The organism is Rhodoglobus aureus (assembly GCF_039527955.1).
GTDB classification, from domain to species: Bacteria; Actinomycetota; Actinomycetes; order Actinomycetales; family Microbacteriaceae; genus Rhodoglobus; species Rhodoglobus aureus.
In genome coordinates, this window is sequence record NZ_BAAAKW010000020.1 from 33850 (window position 1) to 46084 (window position 12235).

General features: G+C 58.8%; 9 protein-coding genes. 5 read left to right on the forward strand and 4 right to left on the reverse strand.

The window, feature by feature from the left end:
• Positions 1 to 83 precede the first annotated feature (83 nt).
• Complete coding sequence (locus ABD112_RS05600; protein ID WP_343923959.1) at positions 84 to 1571, reverse strand: leucyl aminopeptidase; 1488 nt, start codon at positions 1569 to 1571, stop codon at positions 84 to 86.
• 101 nt (positions 1572 to 1672) lie between these two features.
• Here ABD112_RS05600 and ABD112_RS05605 point away from each other — a divergent pair, with 101 nt between their 5' ends.
• The 3 genes from ABD112_RS05605 to ABD112_RS05615 all read left to right on the forward strand — a co-directional run bounded on the left by ABD112_RS05605 (position 1673) and on the right by ABD112_RS05615 (position 4835).
• Entirely contained in the window at positions 1673 to 2608 is a 936-nt protein-coding gene (locus ABD112_RS05605) for a proteasome assembly chaperone family protein (RefSeq protein WP_343923961.1), read from the forward strand.
• A 141-nt stretch (positions 2609 to 2749) separates the two neighbouring features.
• Positions 2750 to 4123, forward strand: coding sequence for an RNA polymerase sigma factor (locus ABD112_RS05610; RefSeq protein WP_425563803.1), 1374 nt, complete (start codon positions 2750 to 2752; stop codon positions 4121 to 4123).
• A 7-nt stretch (positions 4124 to 4130) separates the two neighbouring features.
• Complete coding sequence (locus ABD112_RS05615; RefSeq protein WP_343923964.1) at positions 4131 to 4835, forward strand: coenzyme F420-0:L-glutamate ligase; 705 nt, start codon at positions 4131 to 4133, stop codon at positions 4833 to 4835.
• An 89-nt stretch (positions 4836 to 4924) separates the two neighbouring features.
• Here ABD112_RS05615 and ABD112_RS05620 read toward each other — a convergent pair whose 3' ends face one another.
• Together ABD112_RS05620 and ABD112_RS05625 are read right to left on the reverse strand one after the other, a co-directional pair.
• Positions 4925 to 5926, reverse strand: coding sequence for a sugar-transfer associated ATP-grasp domain-containing protein (locus tag ABD112_RS05620; protein WP_343923966.1), 1002 nt, complete (start codon positions 5924 to 5926; stop codon positions 4925 to 4927).
• Between the two features lie 61 nt (positions 5927 to 5987).
• Positions 5988 to 6218 (reverse strand): DUF7455 domain-containing protein, encoded by a 231-nt coding sequence (locus tag ABD112_RS05625; protein ID WP_343923968.1) that lies wholly within the window; start codon positions 6216 to 6218, stop codon positions 5988 to 5990.
• A gap of 215 nt (positions 6219 to 6433) precedes the next feature.
• Between ABD112_RS05625 and ABD112_RS05630 the strand changes: the two genes are divergently transcribed.
• Positions 6434 to 8512 (forward strand): DNA gyrase/topoisomerase IV subunit B, encoded by a 2079-nt coding sequence (locus ABD112_RS05630; protein ID WP_343923970.1) that lies wholly within the window; start codon positions 6434 to 6436, stop codon positions 8510 to 8512.
• 100 nt (positions 8513 to 8612) lie between these two features.
• Here ABD112_RS05630 and ABD112_RS05635 read toward each other — a convergent pair whose 3' ends face one another.
• Positions 8613 to 11072, reverse strand: a complete 2460-nt coding sequence (locus tag ABD112_RS05635) for a DNA gyrase/topoisomerase IV subunit A (protein ID WP_343923972.1) — start codon at positions 11070 to 11072, stop codon at positions 8613 to 8615.
• Positions 11073 to 11084: 12 nt separating this feature from the next.
• Between ABD112_RS05635 and ABD112_RS05640 the strand changes: the two genes are divergently transcribed.
• Entirely contained in the window at positions 11085 to 12224 is a 1140-nt protein-coding gene (locus ABD112_RS05640; RefSeq protein WP_343923974.1) for an alkaline phosphatase family protein, read from the forward strand.
• The last annotated feature ends 11 nt before the right edge of the window (positions 12225 to 12235 follow it).

The following is a 12235-nucleotide window of genomic DNA, read 5'->3' on the forward strand; positions in this document are numbered from 1 at the left end:
TGTAAGGAAATTGATCGCCGGCCCGCAGGGTTGTTTACGGTGCGACCGGATGGTGCGGTTAGAACCCGCATGAAAAAACCTTACTACGGACGAGAAAATTCCTCGGCCAGTTCGATGAGTGTTCTCACACCGATTCCGGTGGCACCCTTGCCGACATAACCCCAGCCACTAGCGCGATTATCGGAAGGACCGGCAATATCAATGTGCGCCCAGGGGATGGTCTCGGTGCTGTCAGCGCGCTTGCCGACAAAGTCCTTGAGGAAAGCAGCGGCGATCAGCATGCCACCGGCAGAGTTGCCGGCCTTGATGTTCGCGATGTCGGCAATATCAGACGCGAGCATGGGGCGCAGTTCCGGGCTGATGGGCATCGGCCAGAATGGCTCACCCACCCGATCTGCAACCGCGACTACCTGATTGACGAGATCCTTATCGCCCATAGCGCCGGCGTAGCGGTTTCCGAGAGCGACCACGGCGGCACCGGTAAGCGTGGCGATATCCACAATGGCATCAGGGTTCTCTTCGCTGGCAACGACAAGGCCATCCGCCATGACGAGGCGACCCTCAGCATCCGTATTGAGCACTTCGACAGTCTTGCCGCCACGAATAGTCAATACATCGTTGGGACGTATGGCGGTCCCGGATGGCATGTTCTCGGCTAGGCACAGCCACGCCGTGAGCCGCACGTTGGTGCCGAGCTTCGCGCAAGCCTCAACAACGGCCATGACGGTTGCCGCGCCACTCATATCGAACTTCATGCCGATCATGCCGAGGCCTGGCTTCAGCGAAAGCCCTCCCGAATCGAAGGTGATTCCCTTGCCGACTAGCGCAAGGTGTTTGGTAGCGCCGTCGGGGTTGTAGCTGAGCTTGACGAGACGCGGGCCTCGGCTCGAGCCCTGACCAACGCCGAGGATGCCGCCAAAGCCGCCCTCTTCGAGTTCTTTCTCTGCAAGAACTTCGACCTCTACATTGTCGAGTGCGGCAAGTTCACTGGCGCGATCCGCGAAAGTTGCGGGGTAAAGCTCACGAGGTGCTTCATTCACGAGGTCACGAGTCACATGAGTCGCGTAGGCAATGATCGTTGCTCGTTCGATCAAGGCTGCATCGTCTATCGGGCTCACGACGGTAATGGCCGTGGCGAGGCTTTTGGATGCCTCGGGCTTGCTAGAGCGGTACGTGTCGTAGGAGTAGGCGCCGATCGCTGCGCCTTCGAGTGCGGCGAGTGTGTCGTCAGCCGACTCCGTCCCCAAGGCAAGCGCGATGTGCGCGGCTCCACGCAACTGGCGCGCCGCCGACCCTGCGGCGTACCGTAAGATTTCTGGGGTGACTGCCGTGTCGCCGAGGCCGATAAAGGCAACCGCAGGCGCGGCGATACCGGATGCCGGAATGCGGTGAAGTTCGTCTTGCGCACCAGTGGCGCCGATGATGTTCAGAGCCTCAGCAAAAGGCGCGAGAGCGGCCGAGGTGTCGACCAGCTGCGGTCCAGAATCGGTCTTCACCACCCCGATAACGAGTACATCGGTTTCGATCTCGGAGGCGGGCGCGGTGGACAAATGCAACGTAGCAACGGTCATGCCCCCATGATATCCAGCATCCACCTGCATGTTCGCTAGCAGCATGACGCTGTGGGCCGTAATCCTCAGGATGCGGGCGTGCACGCGATTAGAGTTGAATTATGCGAGATCCAGCCGGCCTATATGACATCGCGACAGATGTTGCTGGGGTGCCGCGCGGTCTCCCGCTCGTCGCCGGCCTTACAGGGTTCGCCGACGCGGGTGGAGCGGTAAGCCAGCTCAGCCAGTATCTTCTCGATACTCTCGAACGCACTGTGGTCGCGTCATTCGACAACGATGCGCTTCTCGATTATCGTGCCCGTCGCCCCACGATTTACTTTGATCAAGATCACTTGAGCGATTACCGTCCGGCCAAGCTTGAGCTGTACCTAGCGAAGGACGAGTTGGGGCAGCCCTTCTTGCTCCTCACCGGTTACGAGCCGGACTTTCAATGGGAGCGTTTTTCTGCCGCTGTTCTGAGACTCGTCGAAAAGTTTGGTGTGAAATCGACGACGTGGGTGCACGCGATCCCGATGCCGGTTCCGCACACGAGAAGCATTGGCGTCACTGTGAGCGGAAATCGCACTGAGCTGATTGATTCGCTGTCAGTGTGGAAGCCGCACACTCAAGTGCCGGCCAATGCGATGCATTTGATCGAGTTCCGATTACAGGAGCTCGGGCATCCCACTGCCGGCTTTGTTTTGCTCATTCCCCACTACCTGGCTGACACCGAATGGCCAACTGCTGCGGTTACCGCGCTGGAAAGCGTAAGCGCGGCTACTGGACTGATCTTCCCCACAGACAGGCTTCGCGAGGACGGCCGAGAGTTTGTGGCCAAGATCGACACCCAAGTCGAAAGCAATCAAGAACTTGCGCGTCTTGTCGGAACTCTTGAGGAGCGGCACGACAACTACATGGAAGAAAACCCCATGCGGTCGCCGTTGACAGATGAAGACGGCGAATTGCCATCTGCAGACGAGATTGCTGCCGAACTGCAAAAGTTCCTAGCGATTAAGCGTGCCGGCGACGACGACAGTAACCCTAGGTTGCCTCTCTAGCTCTGGTGTTCGGCACCAGAAAAGCGTGGCATACTAGAAGTAAGACCCGTTCTTGTTCTAGAACCGTTTTGCAGTGCGCAGAACTTTCAGATACTTGACATGGGTCTTAGTACTGCCCGAAAACCTCGGAAAGGTGTTCACATGGCGACCCGAACTAAGGTTGCGGAGTCCGCAACCGCAACAAAGAAGGCTCCTGCTAAGGCAGCAGCACGCACGAAAGCCGCCGACGCGGTAGACGAGGCGACCACAGCGGCCGACGGCGCGGAGAGCACCGCCACAAAGCCTGCGACCAAGAAACCAGCAGCCAAGAAGGCAACGACGACGAAGTCGACCGCCGAATCGGCAACGGCAACGAAAGCAGCGGCAGTCAAGAAGCCCGCTGCGGCTAAGGCGCCCGCCAAGGCGAAAGCGCCGGCCAAGTCCAGGAAGGCCGCCGCAGCCGCCGTTGAAATCGTTGAGGCTGACGGCAACGAAGAGTCCAAAGACGACGAAGAAGAAAAGTCAACAAGCAAAGACGAAGCACTGCCCACTGGCGCGCTCGTATTGTCGCTCGTAGATGACGAAGATGACGTTCCGGTTTACTCGGCTGCGATCACTGGCGCTACCGCTGACCCCGTCAAGGACTACCTGAAGCAGATCGGTAAAGTCGCACTGCTCAACGCAGCTCAAGAGGTTGAGCTCGCGATGCGCATCGAAGCCGGACTGTTTGCAGAAGACAAGCTTGCAGCGATGGCGCCAGCCGAAGTTCGCTCGACCCTCGGTCGTGAACTTCAGTGGGTTGCTAAAGACGGTCAGCGCGCCAAGAGTCACTTGCTCGGTGCAAACCTTCGACTGGTGGTTTCGCTCGCAAAGCGCTACACCGGCCGTGGAATGCAGTTCCTTGACCTCATCCAAGAGGGAAACTTGGGCCTTATCCGTGCCGTCGAGAAGTTCGACTACACGAAGGGCTTCAAGTTCTCCACTTACGCCACGTGGTGGATCCGCCAGGCAATTACCCGTGCCATGGCCGACCAGGCTCGCACGATTCGTATTCCCGTGCACATGGTCGAAGTCATCAACAAGCTTGCTCGTGTTCAACGCCAGATGCTTCAGGACTTAGGCCGCGAGCCCACTCCAGAAGAGCTGTCGCGCGAACTAGATATGACGCCCGAGAAGGTCGTCGAGGTTCAGAAGTACGGCCGCGAACCCATATCGCTTCACACCCCACTTGGTGAAGACGGCGACAGCGAATTTGGTGACCTCATTGAGGACACCGAGGCGGTCGTACCGGCGGATGCGGTTGGTTTCACGATGCTGCAGAAGCAGTTGGAGAGCTTGCTCGACTCGCTCTCGGAGCGTGAAGCCGGAGTAATCCGCATGCGCTTCGGGCTCGGCGATGGCATGCCTAAGACGCTTGACCAGATCGGCGATACGTTCGGTGTAACTCGCGAACGTATCCGTCAGATCGAGTCCAAGACGATGGCCAAGCTGCGCCACCCGTCACGCTCGCAGTCACTGCGCGACTACCTCGAATAGGCCAACAATGGGTGCTGAAGCGAACGCTGGAAAAAGTCTCACCGTCGAGGTCGATGGGGTCGTATACGAACGCCTACCCATCAAGACTCGATTGGTGATTCGTGACGACGACATCGTTCAGGTGGTGTCGGAGTACGCAACGGATGTCGTGCGCGATGGGGACATTCTCTTCGTGACCGAGAAAATCGTTGGCATCACACAGGGGCGGGCGTATCCGATCTCCGAGGTCACCCCACGCAAGCTAGCGACAACTCTCTCGAAGTACGTCACGAAGACGTCGCACGGTATCGGACTCGGCATGCCCGAGACTATGGAGATGGCGCTGCGCGAGTGTGGCACGCCTCGTATCCTTTTTGCAGCCGCAGTGGCTGCGGTCACCAAGACCGTGGGCCGACGTGGCGACTTCTACCGAATCGCTGGTCCTAAGGCTCGCGCGATTGATGGGCCGACGAAGAACACAATCCCGCCATACGACTCCCATGTGGTCCTTGGTCCAGCGCGACCCAACGGCGTCGCCAGCGACATCGCTCAGGCGCTAGGCGGCTCGATCACGGTCGCTGTCGTAGACATCAATGACTTCGGCGGCAACATTCTTGGGTCGACTGACAAATCCACCAATGCGTTGGTTCTGCAGGTTCTGCAAGACAACCCTCTGGGTCAGGATCACCAGAGCACACCTCTAGGCGTCATCCGTCGCGCAGCACAGGCCTAGTCAGGCCTGCGGGCTTACACAGCCCATCGCAATCGTCACTAGCGATGGAGATGAAAGCGCTAGCACCGGCACCCGCGTCGCGAGCGCTGTTAGAAGTCGATGACTTCGCGGAACTTGGGCAGTAGCCCAGTCTTGATTCCGGTGAGGCTCGGCTTCATCTGAAATACGCCGGTGTTGTAATTGCCCTCGATAATGGCAGGCCCAGTGGTCGAGATTGCGATGTCCCATCCGACGTAAGGAATCTGCGGGATTACTCGAGAGACGGTGTCGAGAGTGCTCAGTACCTCGTCGTAGAGCGGAACCTGAAAGCCGACAATAGGTATTCCCGTTTGCGGGTGATCGGTGAAGGTGTTCGCGTACTTATCGAAGGCGCCATAGGGAGCGATGCCGGTCTTCTCGTTGAGCACCGTGTACATTCCGCCGCGGCCGTAATTGTCGACGTCGGCGCCGTTGCCCATTCGCAAAACAGCCTCCAGAACATGCACGTCGCTGCCGTCGAAGAAAGTGATCATGCGCAGTGAGTTCACACTCGTTGGGCACAGCGCTGACATGCCTGGATGCTGCTCGATGAATGCTTCTACGAGAAACTGGCGGTTATTCATGAGCTCGCGATACAGAGCGTGCGGGTCGCTCAATTCTTCGCCGGAATGTTTCTCGATTCCTGCGCCACTCATGCTGTCTACAACCTTGACCATGATGGGGTCGTGGGAACTGACGAACTCCACAAAATCTGATTCGCTGGCAGTTCTCAGATCGAGCCAGTCGCGGCCAAGCCACTCGTCGAACGTTGCGTTGAATGTTGGCTTGTCATAGAAGCGTTCGCGGAAGTCGCGCTGGTTGTACTTGACCACGATCGAGTTAGCGTTTCCGCTAGTAATCCAGGTGCGTCGCTCAGCACGACTGAGCACGTTGAACTCGAACTCCTCGTAGTCGAGGTAGCCGGCTTGATAAACAAGGGAGCACCACACCATGTCGAGCAAGATCAGAATCAAGGGTGTGCGATCGCGCGCGCTGATAGCCCTCGCTACCGCCAGCATGTTCTTGACATCCAGCGATTTGAGACGCGACACGTAGTGTCGGATGCGCTTCACAGTTCTCCTACGAAGGTCACACCGACACGCGTGCCGGTGACGAGCTAACTAACTGACGAAACTAAACAGTGCGTCCAGCAGTCAGACGGCTCGACTCGTCGATCCAGTTCAGCGCGGTCGGGAACAGCTTTTCCTTGAACTTGGCTCCATGGTGAGCGCAGAAGAGAAGATCGCCACTGGCGAGTGTCGCGCGAATGTATGCCTGCGCGCCACAACTGTCACAGCGATCGAGCGCCGTGAGGGTGTAGTCCATCTCATCGACTGTGGTGTCTTCTGTTGCAATGTTCGACATGGCCTACTCCTTGCTCTCTTGCGGTTGTTAATCCGTACGCCTATACAAGCATGAGGACCTGCGGATTGTTCCTATATCGGGGGCATTTCGCTCAGCGCGTATCAGAATTGATCGGCATCAGTGTCCCCGGGCGGTGGGTGTCGATGAGCGGCAATGTCGTGCGAAGAACGTAGTCTTAACGCTGGTCTTCCGTCGTCAAACCCTAGGAGCACATCATGGCGAGCTCTGACTATTCAGCCCGTCACCTCTCAGTACTTGAGGGGCTCGAAGCAGTTCGCAAGCGTCCCGGTATGTACATCGGTTCAACCGACTCACGTGGGCTTATGCACTGCCTGTGGGAGATCATCGACAACTCGGTAGACGAGGCACTCGATGGGCATGGTTCAGAGATCAGTGTGATTCTGCACGCCGACGAGAGCGTTGAAGTTCGTGACCAGGCACGTGGAATCCCCGTCGACATTGAACCCAAAACAGGACTCTCGGGCGTCGAGGTCGTCTTCACGAAGCTGCACGCAGGCGGAAAGTTCGGTTCTGGGTCGTATGCGGCATCCGGTGGACTCCACGGCGTTGGCGCTTCAGTGGTCAACGCACTGTCTGAACGACTCGACGTCGAGGTCGACCGTGATGGCAAGACCTGGGCTATGTCGTTTCATCGCGGGGAGCCAGGAACGTTTGCGGATTCCGGCGCACCGACACCAGACGCGCCATTTAGTCCCTTTGTTTCGGGTAGTGAGCTGCGAGTAGTCGGCAAGGTTCCCAAGGGCCGAACCGGAACACGCGTTCGCTACTGGGCTGACCACCAAATTTTCACCAAGGGTGCAGCATTCCAGTCTGATGGTCTGATTGATCGACTGCGTCAAACTGCTTTTCTCGTGCCTAATCTCACGCTGAACGTTACGGATGAGCGAGGGGATGAGCCACGTCGCGAGAGCTTTGCGTTTGAAGGTGGAATCTCTGAGTTCGTCGAACACCTCGCCGTTGACCCGCCGATTACCGACACGTGGCGACTCACCGGCTCCGGGGGATTCACCGAGAGTGTTCCGGTGTTGCAAGAGAACGGCCACATGGTTTCGACCGAGGTCTCCCGAGATTGTGTTGTAGATGTCGCGTTGCGCTGGGGCACCGGCTACGAAACGGTAGTCAAAAGCTTTGTCAATATAATCGCGACGCCCAAGGGGGGAACGCACCTTGCGGGCTTCGAGCAGAGTCTGCTCAAGTTCTTGCGCTCCGAGACGGAAAAGAATGCACGCCGCCTCAAGCTCGGCAACGACAAGCTCGACAAAGACGATGTGCTCGCGGGGCTCACCGTCGTGTTGACCGTGCGTTTGCCTGAGCCTCAGTTCGAGGGCCAGACCAAGGAAGTCTTGGGAACACCAGCGGTTCGTGCAATTGTCGCCAAGGTTGTTGCCGCAGCTCTCGCCGAGAAGTTCTCGTCAACGAAGCGTGACGATAAGGCGCAGTCTTCGCTTGTGCTCGACAAGGTCGTTGCCGAGATGAAGTCGCGCATTTCTGCTCGCGCGCATAAAGAAACTCAGCGCCGCAAGAATGCTCTTGAGAGCTCAAGCCTGCCGGCGAAACTCGTCGACTGTCGCTCCAACGATGTCGCGAACAGTGAACTCTTCATCGTGGAGGGTGACTCTGCGCTCGGTACAGCCAAACTGGGCCGCGATAGCGAATATCAGGCGCTCTTGCCGATTCGAGGCAAAATCCTCAACGTTCAAAAGGCATCCATCAGCGACATGCTCTCAAACGCTGAGTGCGCGTCGATCATTCAGGTGATCGGTGGAGGTTCTGGGCGCAGCTTCGATCTCTCAACGGCTCGCTACGGCAAAGTCATCATCATGGCGGATGCAGACGTCGACGGTGCCCACATCCGCACGCTGCTGTTGACGCTCTTCTTCCGCTACATGCCCGACATGATCCGGGATGGTCGGGTTTACGCCGCGGTTCCGCCGCTGCACCGGGTCGTCGTCATTAACCCCGGTTCGAAGCCCAACGAAACTATTTACACGTACTCCGAGAAAGAGCTCAACGGTGTTCTGGCTGGGCTCAAGAAGTCGGGTAAGCGCTACCAGGATCCAATCCAGCGCTACAAGGGTCTGGGGGAGATGGACGCCGACCAACTGGCGACGACAACCATGGACCGCAACAACCGCGTGCTGCGCCGCGTGAATATTTCGGATGCCGAACAGGCTGGTTCAGTCTTCGAACTGCTCATGGGCAACGAGGTTGCCCCGCGCAAGGAATTCATTATTCAGGGCCAGGGTCTCGACCGCGACCGCATCGACATCTAGCGACGTTGCGGCACGAGCCTGCCGCGCCCGCAGTCTTGCCGTGCGCAACGCGAGCACCCGATCCGTGAGATATTCAGAGTGGGCGCTCCGCGAAGCGTTGCTACGGAGCCGTGCCGATCGAGCCAATCACGCTCTCTAATGGCGTTCCTGAGGCGTCACGCTTGGTCAGCTCAGTTGGTAGCTGGCGCACGACCCCGTCGGGCGCCACAGCGGTGGCAGGGGCCGTTCCGACCCATCCCAGCGTCAGCACGTCTTCACCTTTGAGCAGCGAGTGTGCACGCACGCCGCCCGTGCCTCGGCCCTTCGCCGGGAACTGGTCGAATTCGCTGACCTTCGCGCGTCCCGGGTCGGTTCCGGCAATTGTTGAGCTCGAACCGGAGACGGTGACCGCGACAGGATCTGACCCGGGGTCGACGGAGTCGAAGAAGATCACACCGGCACCGGGATCCACTCGAATTCCCGCCATTCCACCGGCGGTGAGTCCTTGAGGGCGCACCGATGACGCAGCAAAATGAAGCAGTTGCGCGTGTGACGTGATGAATGTGAGCTCGTCACCCTCGCTGCTGTGTGCGGCGCCGACTAGTTCGTCGCCGTCCTTGAGCGCGATGACCTCAAAGTCGGGCTTTGACGGCCACGCGCCGGGAGCAACGCGCTTAACGGTGCCCTGTCGTGTGCCCAACGCGATTGGCTGTTCGCTGTCGAGAGAGACGAGCGCCAACACCTTCTCTTTGCCGTCGATGGCCAGGTACTCATTGATTTTGGCGCCCGCACCAAGCTGTACCGAACTCGAGGGCACGCTCGGCAGATCCATTGCGGTGAAGCGGATGAGGCGGCCGCGATTGGTGATTGCGCCAATTTCGGAGCGACTCGTCGTCGTCACTCGCGATCGGATCGCATCGTGTTTCGAGCGGCGAGGGGCCGCAAGCGCGGTTTCACCTTCGGCGATGCCCACACGAATTACTCGACCCGTTGTCGAAAGCAACACGACGCACGGCTCATCAGCGATCTCAAGGACAGGTAAGTTCTTGCGCGCAGCCGCACGAGAAGTTGTTGCAATGGAGGCGGGGGCCTCGGTTAGCAAGGTGCGGCGCGGAGTCCCGAATTTCTCTGATACCTCTTCCAGCTCGTCGGAGACGAGCGCACGGATCAGATTGTCGTCTGCGAGCAATGTTTCGAGTCGCGCGATCTCTGCGCGCAGTTTTTCGGCCTCGGCCTCGAGCTCGATCCTGCTGAATTTGGTGAGACGACGCAGTCGGAGTTCAAGAATGTACTCAGCCTGCAGCTCGCTCAGGTCAAAGACGTCGCGCAGTCGAGTGCGAGCTTGATCGCTGTCATCGCTCTGGCGAATGACCTGAATGACCTCATCGATGTCGACGATGGCAACGAGTAGCCCTTCGACTAGGTGCAACCGCTCGCGGTGCTTGGTGAGACGGAATGTGCTGCGTCGGGTCACAACCTGAAGGCGGTGCTTGAGGAACACTTCGAGCAGAGCCTTGAGTCCAAGCGTCTGCGGACGCCCATCAACGAGGGTGACCGCGTTGATGCTGAAGTTGTCTTCTAGGGGAGTGAGGCGGTAGAGCTGTTCGAGTACGGCATCCGGGCTAAAGCCAGTCTTGATGCCGATGACGAGTCGCAAGCCATGGTTACGGTCGGTCAGGTCGGTCACATCAGAGATGCCAACGATCTTCTTGGCGTTGACGCCGTCTTTGATCTTCTCGATGACGCGCTCTGGGCCGACGAGGTAGGGGAGCTCCGTGACGACGAGTCCCATCTTGCGTGCCGTGATCGATTCGACGGACACCTTTGCTCGTGTCTTGAAAGCACCGCGACCATTCGCATAGGCATCTTTGACTCCGTCAAGGCCGATGATTTTTCCACCTGTCGGAAGATCGGGCCCCGGGACGAACTGCATAAGAGCTTCGAGCGAGGCATCAGGATTCGCCAGCAAGTGGCGCGCGGCACCGACTACTTCGATGAGGTTATGCGGCGCCATGTTTGTGGCCATTCCAACAGCAATTCCACTTGCCCCGTTGACGAGCAAATTGGGGAACGCGGCGGGAAGAACCTCAGGTTGGGTGGTGGAGTTGTCGTAATTGGGAACAAAATTGACGACGTCTTCGTCGAGGTTGTCGGTCATTGCGATCGCTGACGCCTGCAGGCGTGCCTCGGTATAACGGGGAGCTGCTGGGCCGTCATCCAACGAACCAAAGTTGCCGTGACCGTCGATGAGCGGCACGCGCAAAATGAAGCTTTGGGTTAGGCGCACCATCGCGTCGTAGATCGAGGCATCACCGTGAGGGTGCAGCTTTCCCATGACATCGCCGACGACTCGAGACGACTTGACGTGGCCTTTCTCTGGACGAAGGCCCATCTCGCTCATCTGGTACAGAATGCGGCGTTGCACCGGCTTCAGGCCGTCGCGTGCGTCGGGAAGTGCGCGCGAATAAATTACGGAGTACGCGTACTCCAAGAACGACCCCTGCATTTCAGTGGTTACATCGATGTCTTCGATGCGTTCGCCGGCAGGGGAGTCTGGGGTGGGTTTTGTGGGAGTAGCCATAGGATTGCCCTAATGTTACCGGCGCTCAACCCAGACTCAGCGAACCTTACCGATGTGTTGTCAAGTTCACTCCAGGCAATCGAAGGTGAGGCCAATCGCTTTAGCTTGCCGTCGGTCAGACACGCGGTGGTCTTGCTTGTCGACGGCCTTGGTGCACACAGCCTCAAAGCTAGATCCGGTCACGCTCGAACTCTCAGTGCGGCATTCTCTAAGCACTCGGTAATTCAGTCTGGATTTCCCACCACGACGGCAGCGGCGATCGCGAGTCTCACCACCGGCGCGCGCGCGGGCCAGCATGGTCTGGTCGGCTATAGCGCCCTCGATACCGTCAATGACCGCGTGCTCAACCAGCTTTCGGGATGGGATGCTCGGCTAGACCCGGCAACTTGGCAACGGGTGCCGACACTCTTCGAGCGCGCTAGCGAGCGGGGTCACACCGCGGTGGCTGTCGGGGCAGCCCGCTACCGCGATTCCGGGTTTACGCGAGCGGTCCTCCGCGGAGCCAAGTACATTGCGGCTGGATCACTGGCTGAGCGACTGCGCGCAGCCGTTGCTGTTGCGGATACCAGCGACGCGGCATCCATCACTTACGTTTATGCGCCCGAACTTGACATGGCTGGACACGCTCACGGCTGGCAGTCATCCCAGTGGACCCATGCCCTTGAGGCTCTCGATGGGGCATTGGCAGGGGTTGTCGGCCGCCTCGCTAACGACCAGGGAATGCTGGTCACCGCCGATCACGGAATGGTCGACGTTCCGACTCACGCACACGTGCTCTTCGATACTGCCCCTGAACTGCTTGTGGGGGTCCGACACATCGCTGGTGAACCGCGGTGTCTCCAACTTCATCTCGAGCCTGGAGTTAGCGCAGAAGAAAGCAAGCGCGTACTCGATCGTTGGCAAGAAGCTGAAGGGCACCGCTCGTGGGTCGTCAGTCGTGATGAGGCGATCGCTGCGGGCTGGTTTGGTGATGTTGACCCGGATGTTGCACCGCGCATCGGAGATGTCATCGTCGCCGCGCGCAAGGCGATTGCGTACTACGACTCGCGCATACCGAACGATCATGGGCGGCTCATGGTCGGCCAGCACGGTTCGTGGTCAGACGATGAGCTGCGTGTTCCTCTGCTGCGGTTTGGAGCGTTCGCGCACTAGCGCGTGGCGAG

Coding starts and splice junctions, on each gene's coding strand:
- ABD112_RS05600 (WP_343923959.1), bottom strand. CDS start 1,571: ATGACCGTTGCTACGTTGCATTTGTCCACCGCGCCCGCCTCCGAGATC.
- ABD112_RS05605 (WP_343923961.1), top strand. CDS start 1,673: ATGCGAGATCCAGCCGGCCTATATGACATCGCGACAGATGTTGCTGGG.
- ABD112_RS05610 (WP_425563803.1), top strand. CDS start 2,750: ATGGCGACCCGAACTAAGGTTGCGGAGTCCGCAACCGCAACAAAGAAG.
- ABD112_RS05615 (WP_343923964.1), top strand. CDS start 4,131: ATGGGTGCTGAAGCGAACGCTGGAAAAAGTCTCACCGTCGAGGTCGAT.
- ABD112_RS05625 (WP_343923968.1), bottom strand. CDS start 6,218: ATGTCGAACATTGCAACAGAAGACACCACAGTCGATGAGATGGACTAC.
- ABD112_RS05630 (WP_343923970.1), top strand. CDS start 6,434: ATGGCGAGCTCTGACTATTCAGCCCGTCACCTCTCAGTACTTGAGGGG.
- ABD112_RS05635 (WP_343923972.1), bottom strand. CDS start 11,072: ATGGCTACTCCCACAAAACCCACCCCAGACTCCCCTGCCGGCGAACGC.
- ABD112_RS05640 (WP_343923974.1), top strand. CDS start 11,085: ATGTTACCGGCGCTCAACCCAGACTCAGCGAACCTTACCGATGTGTTG.